The sequence below is a fragment of the Streptomyces chumphonensis genome (assembly GCF_014779715.1).
Classification (GTDB): domain Bacteria; phylum Actinomycetota; class Actinomycetes; order Streptomycetales; family Streptomycetaceae; genus Streptomyces; species Streptomyces chumphonensis.
Genome location: NZ_JACXYU010000001.1, coordinates 1,120,685 through 1,139,167, shown reverse-complemented (window position 1 = coordinate 1,139,167; position 18,483 = coordinate 1,120,685). Strand labels below are relative to the sequence as shown.

Annotated in this window: 16 protein-coding genes and 2 tRNA genes; 6 read left to right on the top strand and 12 right to left on the bottom strand. The window is 72.5% G+C overall.

Features of this window, described 5'->3' with window-relative positions:
* Window positions 1-84 precede the first annotated feature (84 nt).
* The 3 genes from IF129_RS04785 to IF129_RS04775 all read right to left on the bottom strand — a co-directional run bounded on the left by IF129_RS04785 (window position 85) and on the right by IF129_RS04775 (window position 4,750).
* Window positions 85-2,040 (bottom strand): radical copper oxidase GlxA, encoded by a 1,956-nt coding sequence (locus tag IF129_RS04785; RefSeq protein ID WP_191208097.1) that lies wholly within the window; start codon window positions 2,038-2,040, stop codon window positions 85-87.
* Window positions 2,041-2,158: 118 nt separating this feature from the next.
* On the bottom strand, window positions 2,159-4,231 hold the full coding sequence (locus tag IF129_RS04780; protein WP_191208096.1) for a glycosyltransferase family 2 protein: 2,073 nt from the start codon (window positions 4,229-4,231) through the stop codon (window positions 2,159-2,161).
* A 348-nt stretch (window positions 4,232-4,579) separates the two neighbouring features.
* Window positions 4,580-4,750 (bottom strand): hypothetical protein, encoded by a 171-nt coding sequence (locus IF129_RS04775; RefSeq protein ID WP_191208095.1) that lies wholly within the window; start codon window positions 4,748-4,750, stop codon window positions 4,580-4,582.
* Window positions 4,751-5,088: 338 nt separating this feature from the next.
* Between IF129_RS04775 and IF129_RS26870 the strand changes: the two genes are divergently transcribed.
* Entirely contained in the window at window positions 5,089-6,090 is a 1,002-nt protein-coding gene (locus IF129_RS26870; protein WP_191208094.1) for an aromatase/cyclase, read from the top strand.
* 36 nt (window positions 6,091-6,126) lie between these two features.
* Complete coding sequence (locus IF129_RS04765) at window positions 6,127-7,398, top strand: acyltransferase domain-containing protein (RefSeq protein ID WP_191208093.1); 1,272 nt, start codon at window positions 6,127-6,129, stop codon at window positions 7,396-7,398.
* A gap of 69 nt (window positions 7,399-7,467) precedes the next feature.
* Here IF129_RS04765 and IF129_RS04760 read toward each other — a convergent pair.
* Window positions 7,468-7,541, bottom strand: a tRNA-Lys gene (locus IF129_RS04760).
* 266 nt (window positions 7,542-7,807) lie between these two features.
* On the opposite strand from IF129_RS04760, the gene IF129_RS04755 reads away from it, so the two are divergent.
* Window positions 7,808-8,716, top strand: coding sequence for a glycoside hydrolase family 19 protein (locus IF129_RS04755; protein WP_191208092.1), 909 nt, complete (start codon window positions 7,808-7,810; stop codon window positions 8,714-8,716).
* A gap of 214 nt (window positions 8,717-8,930) precedes the next feature.
* Here the strand turns inward: IF129_RS04755 and IF129_RS04750 are convergent, their stop codons facing one another.
* Window positions 8,931-9,689, bottom strand: a complete 759-nt coding sequence (locus tag IF129_RS04750; protein WP_191208292.1) for an IclR family transcriptional regulator — start codon at window positions 9,687-9,689, stop codon at window positions 8,931-8,933.
* A 202-nt stretch (window positions 9,690-9,891) separates the two neighbouring features.
* On the bottom strand, window positions 9,892-11,193 hold the full coding sequence (locus IF129_RS04745) for an MFS transporter (RefSeq protein WP_191208091.1): 1,302 nt from the start codon (window positions 11,191-11,193) through the stop codon (window positions 9,892-9,894).
* A 71-nt stretch (window positions 11,194-11,264) separates the two neighbouring features.
* Here IF129_RS04745 and IF129_RS04740 point away from each other — a divergent pair, with 71 nt between their 5' ends.
* Window positions 11,265-12,323 (top strand): GlxA family transcriptional regulator, encoded by a 1,059-nt coding sequence (locus IF129_RS04740; RefSeq protein WP_191208090.1) that lies wholly within the window; start codon window positions 11,265-11,267, stop codon window positions 12,321-12,323.
* Window positions 12,324-12,373: 50 nt separating this feature from the next.
* Here IF129_RS04740 and ehuA read toward each other — a convergent pair whose 3' ends face one another.
* The 4 genes from ehuA to ehuB are packed head-to-tail and all read right to left on the bottom strand — an operon-like array spanning window position 12,374 to window position 15,504.
* On the bottom strand, window positions 12,374-13,198 hold the full coding sequence (ehuA, locus tag IF129_RS04735) for an ectoine/hydroxyectoine ABC transporter ATP-binding protein EhuA (protein ID WP_191208089.1): 825 nt from the start codon (window positions 13,196-13,198) through the stop codon (window positions 12,374-12,376).
* On the bottom strand, window positions 13,188-13,835 hold the full coding sequence (gene ehuD / locus IF129_RS04730) for an ectoine/hydroxyectoine ABC transporter permease subunit EhuD (protein ID WP_191208088.1): 648 nt from the start codon (window positions 13,833-13,835) through the stop codon (window positions 13,188-13,190). The genes ehuA and ehuD overlap by 11 nt, the downstream gene beginning before the upstream one ends.
* Complete coding sequence (gene ehuC, locus IF129_RS04725) at window positions 13,832-14,581, bottom strand: ectoine/hydroxyectoine ABC transporter permease subunit EhuC (protein ID WP_191208087.1); 750 nt, start codon at window positions 14,579-14,581, stop codon at window positions 13,832-13,834. Before ehuC ends, ehuD begins: the two co-directional genes overlap by 4 nt.
* Window positions 14,578-15,504, bottom strand: coding sequence for an ectoine/hydroxyectoine ABC transporter substrate-binding protein EhuB (gene ehuB / locus IF129_RS04720; protein ID WP_191208086.1), 927 nt, complete (start codon window positions 15,502-15,504; stop codon window positions 14,578-14,580). The genes ehuC and ehuB overlap by 4 nt, the downstream gene beginning before the upstream one ends.
* 227 nt (window positions 15,505-15,731) lie before the next feature.
* Here ehuB and IF129_RS04715 point away from each other — a divergent pair, with 227 nt between their 5' ends.
* Both IF129_RS04715 and IF129_RS04710 read left to right on the top strand, forming a co-directional pair.
* Window positions 15,732-16,274, top strand: a complete 543-nt coding sequence (locus IF129_RS04715; protein ID WP_191208085.1) for a hypothetical protein — start codon at window positions 15,732-15,734, stop codon at window positions 16,272-16,274.
* A 31-nt stretch (window positions 16,275-16,305) separates the two neighbouring features.
* Window positions 16,306-16,379: transfer RNA gene (locus tag IF129_RS04710), tRNA-Lys, on the top strand.
* An 82-nt stretch (window positions 16,380-16,461) separates the two neighbouring features.
* Here IF129_RS04710 and IF129_RS04705 read toward each other — a convergent pair.
* Complete coding sequence (locus IF129_RS04705; protein WP_191208084.1) at window positions 16,462-16,965, bottom strand: DUF3830 family protein; 504 nt, start codon at window positions 16,963-16,965, stop codon at window positions 16,462-16,464.
* Between the two features lie 82 nt (window positions 16,966-17,047).
* A complete protein-coding gene (locus IF129_RS04700) occupies window positions 17,048-18,472 on the bottom strand; it encodes an amidase (RefSeq protein WP_191208083.1) in 1,425 nt (474 codons plus the stop codon).
* Window positions 18,473-18,483 lie beyond the last annotated feature (11 nt).

Sequence of the window (18,483 nt, the reverse complement as noted above, 5' to 3'; positions counted from 1 at the left end):
CGGCGGCGTGACGGCAGCGGCACGGCGGCCACGGCGGACGGACCGGTCTCGGGGGCCGGACCGTCCGCCGGTCGCTCAGCCGTCCTACCCCGCGTCCCCGGGGCCGGGCACGTGGACCCAGACCGACTCCGAGGGGACGCCCTCGGCGTCGATGACGTTGACCATGTAGTAGCCCGGGGGCACGAGGGTGGGGTCCTCCGGGAGGGTGACGCTGACCCCGTCGGCCGTCGTCGTGAACTCCAGCTCCACCGAGCGCTGCTCGACGTTCGTCACGTGCGTGAAGGAGCTGGGCCGGATCAGCCGCGCCTCCGCCACCGCCCCCGCGTCCTTCGAACGGAACTCCGCGCTCCCGCCCAGTTCGACGACCTGCGTCTCCTCGGCGTCGTCGACCAGCTCCGGGCGGTCGCCCTGGAAGAGGTAGGGCGGCTCGTACACGTCGATCTGCTGCTCGAACTCGCCGGGCTTGGTGTTCGCCTCGTCGGCGAAGAGCGAGTCGGAGCCGAAGGTCATGACCCGGCCGTCGGGCAGCAGCAGGGCGCCGGAGTGGTAGTTGCGGCCCACCAGCGGTTCGGCCACCGGACGGGAGCTGTTGGTCTCCACGTCGTAGAGCTCGGCCTTGAGGACGTTGCTGTCGCTCAGCCCCCGGTAGCCCCCCGAACCGTTCGTCGTGAGCACGGTGTCGTCGGGCAGGATGACGCTGCTGGGGTAGCGGACGGGCTCGTACAGGTCGGGGCCGTCCTCGAAGCGGGGCAGGTCCTGCTTCAGGTCCACGATGCGCGTCTTGTCGGTGACGGTGTCGCTCTCGCCGATGCCGCCCCCGCCGAGGACCATGTAGCGCTGGTCCTGCGCGGGCGGCAGCAGCACCCCCATGGCGGTCTCCAGCGCGTCGGGGTCGCTGAGGCCGGGGACGGGCTCGAACTCGTCCGTCCGCCAGTCCCACAGGCCCGGCGTGCGGCCCTCGTCGGCCGGGCCGTAGCCGGAGCTGGTGCCGGTGTAGAACAGTTCACCGCCCTGGGCGAGGAACAGGCCCGGGTAGGTGGGGAAGTAGCGCTCGTAGGGGAGGGTCTCCCACTCCTTCGTCTCCGGGTCGTAGACCTCGACCTTCTTGGAGACCTCGCCGATGTCGTCCAGGCCGGAGACGGAGATGACGCGGCCGTCCTCCAGCGTGGTCAGCGTCGGGTACCAGCGGGCGTCCTCCATCGGGTCGACCTTGACGTACTCCTCGGCGATCGGGTCGAACTCGTAGGAGTCGCGGATGCCCTGGAAGTCCTTCTTGTCGAAGGACAGCTTGTTGGCCATCCCGTAGACGTTGCGCTGGTCCTCGCCCTCCAGGCCCATGACGACGTACTGCTCCGTGGCGCCGGTGGAGTACTTCTCGCCCTTCCGCTCGGCCTCCACGTAGATCCGCGCCTGGCTGGCGGTGACGGTGACCTCGCCGGTCTCCGGGTCCTCCGTCTTCTCGGCCCGGGGCACGAGCAGGGAGTCCTGGCTGAGGAAGACCTTCCCGCTGTCCTTGCCCCGGAACTTGGTGCCCTTGGGCAGCGTCATCGGCTCGTCGGGGTTCTCGTTGCTGACGATCATCAGACCGCCGGCCTTCTCGACGTCCCCCTCCAGCGTCTCGTACCGCTTCGTGCCCCCGGCCACGAGCAGGTTGCCGTCGGGGAGCTGGGTGTGCCCGGCACAGAACATGTCGGCGGGGGTGGGGACGTTGGTGAAGGAGTCGTCCTTCGGGTCCCACAGCACGCTGCGGAAGGTCTTGGCGTCGAACTGCTCGGCGTCGTTGCCCGAACCGGCGATGAGCAGCACCTTGCCGGTGTACAGCAGCGCCGCGTGGATGGTGTTGATGCGGTACTCGTCGGGAACGTCCAGCACGTGCCACTTGCCGTTGTCGGCCTTGTACGCGGGCTGGTTGATCTTGTACTCGTGGTACTGCTCCGAGCCGTAGCGGATCAGCCAGGGCGCGTTCATCCCGGCGACGGCGAGCAGCGCGGCCGTCGAGATCGCTATCCGCTTGGTACGGCGGCTCGGACGGTATTTCACGGTTCGGACTCCTGGCGGACGTGCGGTGGCGTGCGGACGGGGTGGTGCGGGGCCCGGTGGGGGCGCGCGGGCCGTGGCGGTGCGCGCCCGGCGCGGGCTCCCCGCGGGGGGCGGCGGGTCAGGCGCGCGGGGCCGGGTGCCGGGGGCGGCGCACGGCGATCTGGATCGTGTCCTCGGGGCTCGCGGCGGGCCGGTGGGGGCCGCCCACCGAGGCGTCCTCGGTGCGGGGGCCGGGCACGGTGGCCTCCGCACCGTCCGGCGCCGCCGCTTCCTCGGCGGCCGGGCCGGTCGGCCCGGACGACGAGTCCGGCCCGGACGACGAGGCCGAGTCCGCCGGGGCGTCCGGCGTCCGGCCCTGCTGCCGGCGCCGCTTCAGCTCCCTGCGGACGGTGACCTGCCAGCCGATGATCGGCGCCGCCGTGATCAGCAGGGCCAGCGCGGCCCAGGTGATCATCGCGGGGTGGTCGTGCCCGAGGAAGAACGACCCCACCAGGGAGCCGCCGAAGACGGCGATGAAGAACAGGTGGATGCGGAAGGTGCCCATGAGCGTGTCGGGGCTGGCCGAGTCGCCCTTGGGCGTCACGACGAACTTGCTCTTGCGGCGCAGCACGGCGTCCAGCAGCGACCGGGCGTAGATGGGCGCGGAGAGCGCCGACATCAGCATGCCCGCGAGACCGCCCGAGCCCTCCGGCTCGTGCGGGGAGACGTTGTGCCGCCGGTTCCAGATGTACAGGCCCACCTGGAGGGCCGAGGCGTTGCCGTAGAGCATCATCCAGATGACCGGGTCGATCTGTACGCCGGAGGCGCCGAGGCCGAGGAAGAGGGCGCAACTGAGCGCCGCCAGAATCCAGTTCAGCGCCGAGATCGGGTAGAAGATGATCATCATCGTGTAGTTGAAGAGCTTCCCCGCGGGCAGGGAGAAGAAGCCCTTCCAGTACTGGCCGAGGATCGTCTCGTAGGTGCCGCGCGACCACCGGAGCTGCTGGGTGAAGAAGTCGGTCCAGGCGTTGGGGCCCTCACCGACGGCCAGCACGTCCGGGGTGTAGACCGAGCGCCACTTCCGGCCGGTCACGGGGTTGCGGTGCCGGTGCATCTCGAAGCCGGTGGCCATGTCCTCGGTGATCGAGTCGTACAGGCCGCCGATCTGCTTGATCGCCTTGATCCGCACGGCGTTGCTCGTGCCGACGAACATCGGGGCGCCGTAGCGGTTGCCCGCCCGCTGGATCAGCGCGTGGAAGAGGAACTGCTGGCTCTCGGCGGCCTTGGTGACGAAGTTGTCGTAGTTGCCGTAGACCTGCGGCCCGATGACGAAGCCGACGTCGGGGTCGCGGAAGTAGCCGAGCATCCGCTCCAGGTAGTTCGCCAGGGGGACGTGGTCGGTGTCGACGCCGGCGAAGAAGTCGTAGTCGTCCCCGTGGGCGTCGAGCCAGGCGTTGTAGTTGCCGTGCTTGGTCTTGGCCCGGAAGGCGCCCTTCGGGGTGTTCCAGCGTTCCACGCCCTTGCGGCTGAAGTGGCGCACCCCCAGCCTCGCGCAGACGGCCTTCACCTCGGGGTCGTCGCCCTCGTCGAGCAGCCACACGTGCATCGTGCCCCGGTGGCGGATCTTCACGGCCGCCTCCAGGGTCTTGGTGACCATGGAGAGGGGTTCCTTGCCGGGCACGAACGAGGTCAGGAACGCCACGCGCGTGCCCGCCTCGGGCACGACGGGCACCGGGTCGCGGGCGACGAGCGTCGCGTGGGAGTTGGAGAGCACGTTGAGCGTGCGGAACAGCTCGATGAGACCGATCGCGACGAGCATGACGACGTCGAGGGCCAGTACCAGGTCCGAGACGGAGCCCTCGTCCCGCTGGGTCCAGTGCTGCGGCTGCATCAGCCACAGGAAGAGGCCGAGGGAGAGCAACGGCGCGGCGGCCAGCAGCAGTCCGGCCCGGACGCGGTGCGGCTCGTCACCCAGCAGGCTGCGGTAGCGCACGCGGTAGGGCGCGTCCGGGTCGGGGCGGGTGAGCGGTCCGGCGAGCCGGCTGTAGTGCTCGTAGTCGTAGCGCGGTGGCGCCTTGCGCGGCCAGCGCAGGCCGCGGCCGAGGGAGTGCTCGCCGGTACGGGAGCCGCGCGGCTCCCGCAGGACGCGCAGCTTCGTCGTCCGTGACGGGTCGTTGTCCGCGGGCGGCCGGGAGTCGCCTGCTGCCGTCATGTGTCCATCCCCCCGCACGCAGGGTTGTGCGTGACGTCGTTCGGGTCTTGCCTCCCCGCCTGTACGAAGACAGGAAACGGGGCGCACCGGTTCCCGGAGACCCCCAGGATGTGGACGGACCCCCACCGCGCATGAGATTCGACCGGTGACCGGCGCGTCAGCTTCGCGAAACCCTCACATGATCGCAAGAGTGTGATGACCTGATTGCGGGTGTTGGCGTGCGAATGCCCGGATGAATGTGATCAAAGTGATGTGCGGCGCCCCCGGCCGCCCGCCCCACCGCGTCTCCCGTACCGGGCCGTGCGGACGGGCGCGGAACCCCGGGGGCCGCGACGCCCCCGGGGCCGGTCAGTCGATGCCGCGCCAGATGTGCGGCTCGCCGCTGTTCTCCTCGTCCTCACCCGCGAGCAGGGCCAGGACCACCGGTGCGGCCTCGATCCCCGTGGCCCCCTCGCCCCCGGCCGCGTACGTGCCGAGCGGCGTGGGGCCGGGCTCGGGCCCGGACGGCCTCGTGGTCACGTCCATCAACGTCACTGCGCGTCAACTCCCTCGGACATACGGTCGGGCAGCACGACTCAGTGTGCGCGAGCGGCGCGTCCGCCGCGACCGGACTCGCGAGAAAAACCGCAGGTGGCACGCAGTGCCGGGCATGGCGGCCCGGGATGCCGAGCAGCAGGTCCACCCGGTTCGGACGGTGGCGCACGCCGGTCGCGAACCGGCCGAAGCCCGGCGGAACGCCCGGCGCGGCAGCCGGTCCCGGATCACTCGAACGGGCGATCGGGTTCGAGTGGGGTTCCATCGTCGGCGGAGACGCTGGTGTGCGCGGGGCCCGTGGGTGAGGCGAAGGGGAGGCCGACGTGACACGACCAGAACCCGGCAGCACGGCGGACGTGACGGTCGACCGCACGGTGGGGATCGACGCGCCCCCCGGCGCCGTCTACCGGCTCATCGCCGACATCACCGGCTGGCCGCAGATCTTCGCCTCCATCGTGCACGCCGAGGTCGTCGAGGACCGGCTCGTCGGCCGGGCCGTGCGGGAACAGACCGTCCGGGTCTGGGCCCTGGCCGGGGAGCGCGTCGAGAGCTGGACGTCCCGTCGCATACTCGACCCGTCCGCCGGGGAGGTCTGCTTCGAGCAGATCGTCACCGCCGAGCCGGTGCTCCGCATGGGCGGCCGCTGGCGGATCGAGCCCACCGACGACGGCGCCACCCGGCTCGTCCTGAGCCACCGCTACCGGACCGTCCCCGGGGACGCCGCCGCGGCCGGACGCGTCGCCGAGGCCGTGGCGGACAACAGCGCGACCAGCATGGCCGCCCTGCGCAACCACGCCGAGCTGGGCGAGCGGCACGACGCCCTCCAGTTCGCCTTCCGCACCGCCGTGGACATCGACGGCAGCACGGAGGACGTCTACGCCTACCTCCAGCAGGCCGAGCGGTGGCCGGAGCGGCTGCCGCACATCGTGCGCACCCGCGTCACCGGGGCCGGAGAGGGCCTCGCCCATCTCGACATGGACTCCCGCACGCCCGACGGCCGCCTGCACCACACCGTCTCCGTCCGCGTCTGCTTCCCCGACCGGCACACCATCGTCTTCAAGCAGCGGCGCCTCCCCGTGGTCATGAGCGCCCACACCGGTCGCTGGCAGCTCGCCGAGGTGCGCGCCGCCTCGGGCGCACCCCGGGTGCGGGCGACCGCCTGGCACACCATCACCCTCGACCCCGAGGGCGTCCGCGGCACCTACGGGGTCGAGGCCACCACCGCCGAGGCGCGGCGGCACCTGCGCGCGGCCCTCAGCACCAACAGCGGCGCCACGCTCAGCCACGCCAAGCAGTACGCGGAAGCCGCCCGCACCGGAGCGTGACCGGAACGGAACCGCTGACTCGACGAGGAGCAGGAGATGACCAGAACCCCGGTCGGTGCCGCAGGGGCGGCGCCGGACGAGGAACCGGGCGCCGAGGCGTTCGGCGCCTGGCTGCTGGAACGGCTCGCCGCCTACCTGGGACGCCCGATCGGTCCCGACACCCCCTTCGCCGAGGCCGGACTGGACTCCGTCGCCGCGCTCGGCCTGTACGGCGACATCGAGGAGAAGTACGGACCCCTCATCGACCCCACCGACATCCAGCTCTACCCCACCGCCCGCGAGCTGGCCCGCTTCCTCGCCCTGCGCACGCCCCGCCCGCTCAACCGCCGCAGCCGGGTGCGGGCCGCCTTCGTCTTCACCGGACAGGGCTGCCAGCACCCGCACCTGACCTCGGGCCTGTACCTGCACTCGACCGGCTACCGGGGGCACCTGGAGGAGGCCGCCGACGCGCTCGTCCCCTTCCTGGGCGGACGCTCGGTGGTCGAGCTGATCCTCAGCGGCGACCCGGCCGTGCACCAGACGGCGTTCACCCAGCCCGTCCTCTTCGCCATCGGCTACGCCCTCGCGCGCATGCTGGAGGAGTCCGGGGCGCTGCCCGTCGCGGTGGCCGGCCACGGAGTCGGCGAGTACGCCGCCGCCGTCGTCGGCGGGGCCCTCCCGCTCCACGACGCGGCCCGGCTCGTGGCGCTGCGGGGCGCCTTCATGCAGCACCTGCCGGCCGGCGGCGGGATGCTGGCCACCGGCGCCACGGCCGAGCGGGCCACCGAGGCGGCGGCCGGCGAACCGGACGTGAGCGTCAGCGCGTACAACGCGAACCGGGCCACCGTCCTGTCCGGCGGCCTGCCCGGGCTGGAGCGCGTCGCCGGGCGGCTCGCCGCCGACGGCGTCGCCTGCCGGTACCTGCGGGTGGCGCACGCGTTCCAGTCCCCGCTGATGGAGCCCGTCGTACCGCGCTTCGCGGCCGTCGCCCGCCGCGTGCCGGGCGGGTCGCCCCGGCTGCCGTTCTACTCGACGGTGACGGGTGCGGCGGCCGACGGCCCCCTGGACGCCGCGTACTGGACACGGCAGATCACCGAGCCGGTGCGGTTCGCCGACGCCGTCCGGCACCTGGTGGCCGAGCACCGCCCGACGCACCTCGTCGAGATCGGGCCCCGGCCCGTGCTGCTGCCCTTCCTGCGCCGGCTCGGCGGTGCCGAGGGCCCGGCGTGCCTGCCCGTCTGCCGGGGGCCGCGGACCAACGCCGTCGACCTCGCCGGTGTCCTCTCCGCCCTGGAGGCGGGCCCCTTCGCGGGGGCACTGGCCGCCTGACCGGCGCCCCGGCGGCCGACGAGGCCGGGCAACGCGAGAGGCCCCCGTCGTGGACGGGGGCCTCAGCGGTGCGCCGCCAGGGACTCGAACCCCGGACCCGCTGATTAAGAGTCAGCTGCTCTAACCAACTGAGCTAGCGGCGCGGACGTGCGTCATCCTACCGCGCCCCGGACGGTGCCAGCGCGTTCCTCTGGGACGTCGTGGTGACTGTTGTGTTGGGTGTGTGGGCGTCATGACGTGGGGTGGGCCGCGAGTTCTCGCACCCTGGTGGACGTCCGGGTCCGGGGCGGGGACGACGCGGTCGGCCGTGCGGGCCCGGCCCCATAGCCTTGGTCTATACCTTGACTGGTACAGACCAATGCCCTTGACTGCCCCCGTCAAGCACGGGGGTCGTGGGAAAGGGTGATCGATGAAGCAGCGGATTCTGGCCTTGCTCGCGGCGGCCGGCCTGATCGGCGCGCTCGCCGTACTCGTACCGAGCTTCACCGCCAGTGCGGCCCCCGCGTGCGAGGCGGCCTGGCAGAGCGGCAAGGTCTACGTCGGAGGCGACGTCGCCTCGCACAACAACACGAACTGGCGGGCCAAGTGGTGGACCCAGGGCGAGACGCCGGGCACCGGCGGCTCGGGCGTGTGGGAGAGTCGGGGCTCCTGCGCCGAGGACGGCAGCACGGACCCCACGCCGGAGGAGCCCGGCGACGGTGAGTTCCTCGTCTCCCAGGCGCAGTTCGAGCAGATGTTCCCGAACCGGAACCGCTTCTACACCTACCAGGGCCTCACGGCGGCGCTGGAGGCCTACCCCGGCTTCACCAACACCGGGAACGAGACGACCCGCAAGCGGGAGGCCGCCGCGTTCCTCGCCAACGTCAGCCACGAGACCGGCGGCCTCGTCCACATCGTCGAGCAGAACCAGGCCAACTACCCGCACTACTGCGACCAGAGCCGGCCCTACGGCTGCCCGGCCGGGCAGGCCGCGTACTACGGGCGGGGCCCGATCCAGCTCAGCTGGAACTTCAACTACAAGGCCGCGGGCGACGCGCTGGGCATCGACCTGCTGAACAACCCCCACCGCGTGCAGAACGACGCGGCGGTCGCCTGGAAGACGGCGCTGTGGTACTGGAACACCCAGTCCGGCCCGGGCACGATGAGCGGCCACCACGCGATGGTGAACGGGCACGGCTTCGGTGAGACGATCCGCTCCATCAACGGGGCCCTGGAGTGCGGCGGCAGGAACCCGGCGCAGGTGCAGAGCCGCATCGACAACTACCAGCGGTTCACGCAGATCCTCGGGACGACGCCGGGGAACAACCTGAGCTGCTGACCCGTCGGCTGACGCGTCGGCGCGCAGCGGGCGCGAGGGCGGTGGCCGCGGGCAGTGCGGCGGCCACCGCCGGGACGGCGAACCCCCGGGCGCCGGGATCGAAGACCCTGATGGCCATCGACTGGTCCTCAGCATCCGTAGCTGGACCAACTCCCGACCTTCGGGCGATGGGGACAGCACGGTCCTTCTCCTGGGGCGGTGGTTGAAGAACAAGCTAGATGCACAGCGACAGCAGGACGGGCGCCGCCTGCTCGTTCAGCTTCCGGGCGGCCGACCGCAGCCGGTGGGCGTGCTGGATGGGCATCGACAGCGCGAGGCAGCCCACCGATGCGCCCGCCGTCAGCGGCACCGCGGCGCACACCGTGCCGACGGCGTACTCCTGCAGGTCGAGCACCGGCACCGTCGGCGGTCGGCTGTCGAGCTCCGAGAACAGCGCCCGCTCGTTCGTCGTCGTCCGGGAGGTCAGGCGGATGGTCTTGTGCCGCGAGAGGTGGTCGCGGCGTCCGTCGTGGTCGAGCTGGGTGAGCAGCGCCTTGCCGACGGCGCTGGCGTGCGCCGCCGCCCGGAAGTCCACCCACTCGGCGACCGGGGGCGCGTGCGCGCCCGCCGCGAACTGGGTGATCCGGACCTCCCCGTCCTCGTAGCGGCTGATGTAGACGGCGGCGCCGATGTCGTCGCGCAGCTCGGCCAGCTTGGACTGCAGTTGCATCCGCAGCTCCCGTCGGTGGTCACCGGAGGCGCTCAGTCGGCTCAGCGCCTCGCCGCAGACGTAGCCGCCGTCCGGCAGCCGTTCGACGTAGCCCTCGGCGCGGAGCATCTCCAGCAGTTGGCCCAGTTCGGCGGGCGGCAGGCCCGCACGCCGGGCCAGCGCCTCCCGCGTTATGCCGCCGCCCGTCCGGGAGACGGCCTCCAGCAGCCGCAGGGCGTACTGGACCGAGCGGAAGGGCGCGGCGGGTACGGGCTTCGGCATCACCACGGTGGCCCCCTTGGAGGTTGTGACCGCTGGAGCTGTGACCGTCAGCGCCGTTGCTGTCGCGTCACGTCACAGGTGTGGCTTTCACGATAACCGCCAACCACCGACCCGGAACCGGTCGTTACGACGATCGGCATATGCCACTGACCAGGGAGGAGACGCGGAACGACCGGAGGGGCCGACCCGGGGATCCGGCGGGGCCTCACGCGGCGGCCGCCCGCCGCACCACGAGGGAGAGCAGCACGGCGGGGGCGCACAGGGTGCCGACGGCCACCCACACGAGGTCGTAGCTGCCGAAGACGTCACGGGCCACACCGCCCAGCACGGCGATCACCGCGGCCCCGACCTGGTGGCCCGTGCTGACCCAGCCGAAGACGATCGCGCTGTCCGCCCCGTAGTGCTCCCGGCACAGCGCGATCACCGGCGGCACCGTCGCGAGGTCGAGCAGCCCGAACAGCACGACGAAGACCATCAGCGGCGGCTGGACCGTCGGCGCGAGCAGGGCCGGCAGGGCGAGCAGCAGGACGCCGCGTCCGGCGAAGTACGCCGCCAGCAGCCGCCGCGCGTCGTAGCGGTCGGTGAGCCAGCCCGACAGCAGGGTTCCGGCGACGTTGCAGAGCCCGAGGGCCGCGAGCAGGGACGCCGCGACGGTCGTGGGCATGCCGTGGTCGTGCGCGGCGGGGGTGAAGTGCGTCCACAGGATGCCGTTGGTCGAGGCGCCGCAGATCGCGAAGGCGCCCGCCAGCAGCCAGAAGGTCGGGGTGCGGGACGCCCGGCGCAGGACCCGCAGGGTGCGTCGCGCGGCGCCGGGGACGGGCGGCGTCCTCGGGACCACCCGGGGCGCGCCGTACGGGGGCAGGCCGACGTCCGCCGGGTGGTCGCGCAGCAGCAGCGCGGCGAGCGGGGCGACGGTCAGGGCGGCCAGCCCCACCGTCACCACGGACGGCCGCCAGCCCAGGTTCTCCGTGATCCAGGCGAGGCCGGGCAGGAAGACGGTCTGTCCCACGACGCTCGCCGAGGCCAGCGCCCCGGTGACGAGTCCCCGGCGGTGGACGAACCAGCGCAGGGTGACCGTCGCGGCGAACGCCATGGCCAGCGAGCCGGTGCCGAGGCCGACGAGCAGTCCCCAGTAGAGGGTGAGCTGCCAGGCGGCCGTCATCGTCGGGGTGAGGGCGGCACCGGCGGCCATGAGGACCAGGGCGCCGCTGACCACGCGCCGCATGCCGAACCGGTCCATGAGCGCGGCCGCGAAGGGCGCGGTCAGCCCGTACAGCACCATGTTGACGGAGACGGCGAAGCCGATGGAGCCCCGGGACCAGTCGTACTCCTCGTGCAGCGGGTCGACCAGGAGCCCGGGGAGTCCGGACAGCGCGCCGGTGACGGTGATCGCGAGCGCCGCCACGGCGGCCACCCACCACGCGCGGTGGAGCCGGGTGCGTCGCGGTCCGGAGGGGGGCTGCGGCGGGGTGGCCGGCGCCGGGGCCGGCGTCGTGAGCGAGGTCATGCGATCGATCCTCGGTTCCGGGCTGCGCCGGTTCGAGTGGCCTGATGGCCATGATGTGAAAGAATCGGGCCATGACCCCCGTGACCGCAACGACCGCAGCGACCCCCGTGACCGCCGTGCCGCCGCACCATCCCGAACGCCCCCGGCACCGGGTGGCCGTCCTCGTCCGGGACGGGCTCCTGCCGATCGAGCTGGGCCTCGTGCACCGGCTGTTCGGCACCGCGGAGGCGCCGGACGGCAGCCCGCTCTACGAGGTGGTCACGTGTGCGGCCGAGCCGGGGCAGGTCCGGACCGACACCGACGTCACCGTCGGCGTGGCGCACGGCCCGGAGATCCTGGAGGACGCCGACACGGTCGTCGTCCCGGCCGCCGACGAGGACTACACGCGCGACGACACCGCGCTTTCCCCCGCCCTCCGCGCGGCCCTGGCCGGGATCCGGCCCGGCGCGCGGGTGGCCTCGATCTGCACCGGCGCCTTCGTGCTGGCCGCCGCCGGGCTGCTCGACGGCCGCCGGGCCACCACGCACTGGAGCTCCGCCGACCAGTTCCGCGGCCTCTTCCCGGCCGTCCGCCTCGACCCGGACGTCCTCTACACCGACGACACCGGGGTGCTCACCTCCGCGGGGGTCGCCGCCGGCATCGACCTGTGCCTGCACATGATCCGCTGCGACCACGGGACGGCCGTGGCCGGCGCCGTCGCCCGGCGCTCCGTCGTCCCGCCGCACCGGGAGGGCGGCCAGGCGCAGTTCATCCAGCGGCCGGTGCCGCGTGAGGTGGGCGCCGGATCGACCGTGCGGGCACGGGCCTGGGCCGCCGAGCGGCTGCACGAGCCGCTGACGCTGCGGCAGCTGGCCGAGCGGGAGGGGATGAGCGTGCGGACGTTCACCCGGCGCTTCCGCGAGGAGGTCGGCGTCTCGCCGGGCCGGTGGCTCACCCAGCAGCGCGTGCTGCGGGCCCGGCACCTGCTGGAGGAGAGCGACCTGCCGGTGGACCGGGTGGCCGCCGAGGCGGGGTTCGGCACCGCCGTCTCGCTGCGGCAGCACCTCCAGGCCGCGCTCGGCGTCTCCCCGAGCGCCTACCGGACGACGTTCCGCTCCCCGGACGGCGCGCCGGCCCCGACGGACGGCTGAGCGCGCGGCCCCACCGGGGTCGCGCGCTCAGCGTGCCGTCCGGGCGCCGCTCAGAGGATGGCGCTCAGGAACTCCCGGGTGCGCTCGTGCTCCGGGTCGTTGAACATCTTCTCCGGCGGACCGGACTCGATGACCTTGCCCTCGTTGAACATCAGCACGTCGTCGGAGATGTCCCGCGCGAAGCCCATCTCGTGGGTGACGCAGAGCATGGTGATGTCCGTGCTGTGGGCGATGTCGCGCAGCACGTCCAGCACGCCCGCGACCAGCTCCGGGTCGAGGGCCGACGTCACCTCGTCCAGCAGCAGCACCTGCGGGCGCATCGCCAGCGCGCGGGCGATGGCCACCCGCTGCTGCTGGCCGCCGGAGAGCTGGAGCGGGTACTTGTCGATGTGCTCGGTCAGGCCCACCAGCTCCAGCAGCTCCCGGGCCCGCTGCTCGGCCTCGTCCTTGGACAGGCCGAGGACGTGCACCGGCGCCTCGGTGATGTTGCGCAGCACCTTCATGTTGGGGAAGAGGTTGAACTGCTGGAAGACCATGCCGATCTTCTTGCGCACCTCCCGGACGTGCTTCTCACCCGCCGGGACGAGCTTGCCGCCCCGCTCCTCGTGGGTGAGGTAGTCGCCGTCGACGGTGATCGTGCCCTCGTCGGGCGTGAGCAGCGTCATGAGCAGCCGCAGGATCGTCGTCTTGCCGGACCCGGACGGGCCGATGAGCGTGACGTGCTTGCCGGCCGAGACGCTGAACTCCAGGTCGTCCAGGACGACGTTGTCGCCGAACCGCTTGGTGACGTTGTCGAAGCGGATCAGCTCGCTGCCCGCCGCTCTGGACTCGGGCTGTGCTGCGTCCTTCTGGGAAGGGGTGAAGTCACTGGACAAGACGACGCTCCAGGGCTCGGATCAGAAGTGAGGCCGGGTAGGCGATGACGATGAAGGCGACGCCCACCACCGCGTAGGCCTCGATGGTGAAGGTGGCGTTGCTGAAGGCGCGGGCCTCGCCCAGCATCTCGAAGGCGCCGATGACCGCGATCATCGGCGAGTCCTTCAGCATGGCCACGACGTAGTTGCCGAGGGCCGGGACCACGCGGCGGAACGCCTGCGGCAGGATCACCGACGTCCACGTGCGGCGGCGCGGCAGGCTCAGCGCGGTCGCGGCCTCCCACTGCCCGGCGGGAACACCGTCGATGCCGGCCCGGTACACCTCGGCGGTGTACGTCGAGTAGTGCAGACCCAGGCCGACGATGCCGGTGGCGAGCGCGGACATCGAGATGCCCATCTCGGGCACCACGTAGTAGAGGAAGAACAGCTGCACCAGCAGCGGCGTGTTGCGGATGAACTCGGTGATCGAGAGCACCGGCCAGCTGATCCACTTGCGGTGCGAGCGCTGCAGGATGGCCCAGACGAGGCCGAGGGTGAAGGCCAGGAGGCTGCCGATGGCGAGCGCCTGGAAGGTGACGACCACACCGTCCCAGAAGTAGGGCATGAAGTCGCTGACGACGTCCCAGTTCCAGTTCATCCCTGGCCTCCCGCCGTGCCGGCCCTCGCCTGTGACATTTCACCCTCGGGGTTCAGCTTCCGGCTCAGCAGACCGGACAGCGGGCCCTTCTTCGGGGTCTGGCCCAGCCCGGCCTTCGCCTTGCGCTCCAGCGCGCGCATGCCGCGCGTCAGGGCGAACGCGATCACGAAGTAGCAGACGAGGAGCAGGGTGTAGGCCGGGGCGCTCTCGCTCGTGGCGAGCCGGGAGAGGTTCCCGGCGAACGTCATGTCCGCCACCGAGATGACCGAGACGAGCGCGGTGCCCTTGAGCAGCTCGATGAGCAGGTTGTTGAACGGCGGGATCATCTCCGGCCACGCCTGCGGCAGCTCGATGCGGCGCAGGCGCTGGCCCCGGGTGAAGCTGAGCGCGATGCCCGCCTCCCGCTGTGCGGCCGTGACGGCCTGGAGCGCGCCGCGCACGATCTCGGAGCCGTAGGCGCCGTAGGTCAGGCCCAGGGCCAGGACGCCCGCCGCCATCGGCACGAACTGCCAGCCGAACATGAGCGGGAAGGCGAAGGCCATCCAGAGCATGAAGACCAGGGCGGAGGTGCCGCGGAAGATCTCGAAGTAGGTGCCGGCGACGAACCGCACGATCCACAGGCGGTGTGTGCGCGCGATGCCGACGCCGAAGGCCACCACGGCGGCCAGGGCGGCGCTGTAGAGCGTCACCTGGATGGTGATCCACACGCCGGGCAGGAACCACTCGGTGAAGATGCCTGAACTCATGAGCACAGCTCCTCGGCGGTGAGGTCAGTCATCTCGGCCTTGGTGAAGCCGTAGGGCCTGACGATCTCGAGCAGCTCCTCGTAGTCGTTCTCCTTGAGCTTGTGCAGTTCCTCGTTGAAGGCGTCGCGGAGGTTCTTCTCCGACAGCCGGAACGCGGTGCCCCCCGCGCCGTAGGCGGGCTCGCCGTCGACGACCGGCTGGAAGGGCTCCGTGGACTCCGCCCGGGGGCTGTTCTCCACCACTCCCTGCACGGTGACGTTCGTTCCGGCGAAGGCGTCCACCCGGCCCTGGACGACGGCGTCGAGCCCGGCGACCTGGTCGGGGAGGATGAGGATGTCCGAGATCCCGGCCGCCTCGGCGTAGGAGACCTGCGCGTACGCCTCGCCGCTGGCCAGCCGCAGGCCCTGGTCGGCGATGTCCTGGTAGCTCTGGATGTTGTTGGGGTTGCCCGCCGGGACGATGAACGCGTCGAGCATCAGGTAGTCCGGATCGGAGAAGAGCACCTGCTCGCACCGGACGGGATTGATGTACATGCCCGCGGACACCACGTCGAACTGCTGGGCGTTGAGCCCGGGGATCAGGGCGCTGAACTCGGTGGGCACCGGCTCGATCCGGGGCACGCCCAGCCGCTCGAAGATCACCTTGGCGATGGCCGGGGCCTCGCCCGCCGCCTCCCCCTCTGAGTTGATGTAGCCGAACGGCGGCTCGTTCGCGATGCCGATCCGGACGTTCCCGCGATCCCGGAGCCTCTCCAGGAGATCGCCACCCTCCACTTCCCCCTCGGCGGGTGCCTTGCTGCACCCGGCTGCACCCAGAAGACCCAGCGCCGCCGCTCCGCCGAGCAGCGTGCGGCGGCTGATGGGTCTTCTCCCGATGCCACTGGATTCGCTCAATGTCTGGAACTTCCTCGGTGGTGGAGCCATGGGCGCGCGGCTACCCAGACGCGTTGAAGATATGCCCATCTCTTTCAGCCGTGATCAGGTGGTAACCCTGTCGTGGCCCGTTCGGGGTACGGGCCCTTCCCTCAGGGGGTGTTGTGGGTCGCGCCCCCACGGCGCGGACGCCGGGAGCGGGTCGCGTCGGCCGTCGCGCGGCACGTCGGCGCGCGCCGTACCGAAGGCGAAACAGCGGCTATGTCATGATTTGGCCCATGCGGACGTCCTGGCAGGCCGACGAGTGCACGGCATCCGACCCCGGGGGAGCGGCGGGCCCCACGGCCGACACGGCGGCGGGACGTCTCCTGCTCGCCCTCCGGCACGGCAACCAGCTCGCCTTCGACACCGGCCTCGCGGAGCTGGAGTGCGACGAGCGCACCCGTGATCTGGTCGCCGCGCTGTGCCGCGTCGCCGGTGACGCCGTCCGCCGCGCCCACCCCGCGCCCGAGGCGGGCGACCGCGTCCTGCGCCGGCTGGCCGCGTCCGCCGCCGCCCCGCCCGGCGAGCGGTGGGTGGAGACGGACGAGGACGCGGCCCCGCACGTGGCCGTCCTCATCGAGGCCGTCGAGCAGAGCGACACCGAGGCCGTCCAGGACCTGGTGCGGGCCACTCCGGACACCACCTTCGTCCTCGGCAAGCTGGTGCACGCCGTGTCCCTCCTGCTCCCCGCCGTGCCCCGGCCCTACCTGCGCCGGGTCCTGGCCGAGCTGCGGGACCGGGACGCCGCCTGGTCACGGGCACCCCAGGACATCGGGTAGGATTTTCCTGCCGGTCACCGCACCGGCGCCCGCGCCGCTAGCTCAGTTGGTTAGAGCAGCTGACTCTTAATCAGCGGGTCCGGGGTTCGAGTCCCTGGCGGCGCACCTGACCGAGGGCCCCCGCTCACGCGGGGGCCCTCGGCGTTGCCCGGAGCGTGGTCCGAGCCGCGGTCCGGCCGCGTGGCTTTCAGGACGCCCGGCGGAACGAGAGGGTCTCGCCGATCGCGCCCGACCGCCACAGGTCCTGGCAGGCTTCCGCCATCCGGTCCAGCCCCTCCACCACGGCGCCCCACACGATGCCGGGCACCCAGCCGGCGTCGCCGTTGATCAGCAGGTTGTTCCGCTCGTAGAACAGCGCCAGGTCCACCACCGTCGCCCGCCCCTGGTGCCGGGCGTCCGTCTCGTAGCCGTAGGACGACGTGCCGAGCTGGACGTCGGTGAACGTGAAGTAGCACAGGTCGCCCGGGATCGGGGTGATCGTCGGGTTCTCCAGCGGCGGCTCCTGCGGGGCGAAGGGCGGCACCAGCGCGTAGATCTCGTTGCGTGCGTACTTGGCGTGGTAGACGTCCCCGCCGAGCGGAAGCGCATCCCACACCGCGGCACAGGTGACGGGCGCGCGGTCGTCCAGCAGCTTGGCGGTGCAGCGCACCCCTCGCTTGTCGAGCGACACCTCGATGAAGCGGTCGGCCATCGTCTCTCCTCGGCGGGTCGGGCGGGTCGGGGAACGGGCGGATCGGACGGGCGGCGGGGCGCGGCCGGGCCGCCGCGAGCGATCAGGGACGGGCCGCGCTCTCGGCCGGCAGCGGGGGCGCGGGCAGCCGGGGGACCGCCGTGCCGTACAGGGCGTGCGCCGCGCGCAGTACCAGCGCGTCGGCGTGCCGGGCCCCGACGAGCTGGACGCCGATGGGCAGCCCCGCCCCGTCCAGTCCGCACGGCACGCTCGCGGCGGGCTGCTGGGTGAGGTTGAAGGGGTAGCTGAAGGGCGTCCACTCCGTCCACCGCCGGTGCGGCGAGCCCTTGGGGACCTCGACGCCGATCTCGAACGCCGTGTCCGGCATCGTCGGCGTCACGAGGAGGTCGTAGCGCTGGTGGAACGCGCCGAGCCGGGCCCCGAGCGCCATCCGGACGTCGACCGCCGCCAGGTAGTCCAGCGCCGAGTGGCGGGCGCCCTCCTCGATCACCTCCCGCAGGCCGGGGTCGAGCCGGGCACGCTGCTCCGGGCCGAGGTGCTGGGTGACGCGGGCGGCCCCGCTGAACCACAGCACGTGGAAGGCGTCGAGCGGGTCCTCGAAGCCCGGGTCCGCCTCCTCGACGTGGGCCCCGAGCTCCTCCAGCGTCTCCACGGCCCGCCGCACGGCGGCGGCGACCTGCGGACGCACCGCCACCCGGCCGCCGAAATCGGGGGAGTAGGCCACCCGCAGCCCGGCCACCCCGCCCGCGAGCTGGTCCCGGAAACTGCCGGGGAACGGCGCGAGCGCCGACCAGTCCCGGGGGTCGCTCGCTCCGATGACGTCGAGCAGCAGCGCCGCGTCCGCCGCGTCCCGCGTCATCGGGCCGACGTGCGCCAGCGTCCCGAAGGCGCTCGCCGGGTACAGCGGCACCCGGCCGTAGGTGGGTTTGAGCGCGAAGATCCCGCTGAACGCCGCCGGGATGCGCACCGATCCGCCGCCGTCGGTGCCCAGGGCCAGCGGCCCGGCCCCGAGCGCGACGGCCGCCGCGCCGCCGCCGCTGGAGCCGCCCGCCGTGCGGCCCGGGTCGTAGGGGTTGCCGGTGGCGCCGTGCCGGGGGCTGTCGGTGACGCCCTTCCAGCCGAACTCCGGGGTGGTCGTCTTGCCGAGGAACACCGCGCCGTGTTCGCGCAGCCGCGCCACGGACGGGGCGTCCTCCTCCCAGGGACCTGCGCCCGGGACCGTCCACGACCCCTTGAAGGTGGGCGCGCCGCGTTGCAGCAGGATGTCCTTGACCGTCACCGGGACGCCGTCCACCAGCCCGGCGGGCGCACCGCGCCGCCAGCGCTCGGCCGAGGCGCGCGCCTGTTCCAGTGCGGTGTCCCCGTCGATGCGCACGAAGGCGTTCACCCGGGGGTCCACGCCCTCGGCGCGCTCCAGCGCCGCCCGCGTGACCTCCACGGGCGAGAAGTCACCCGCGGCGTATCCCGCGACGAGCCGGCCCGCCGTCAGGGCGGTGAGATCGGTCAACGCGTCCTCCC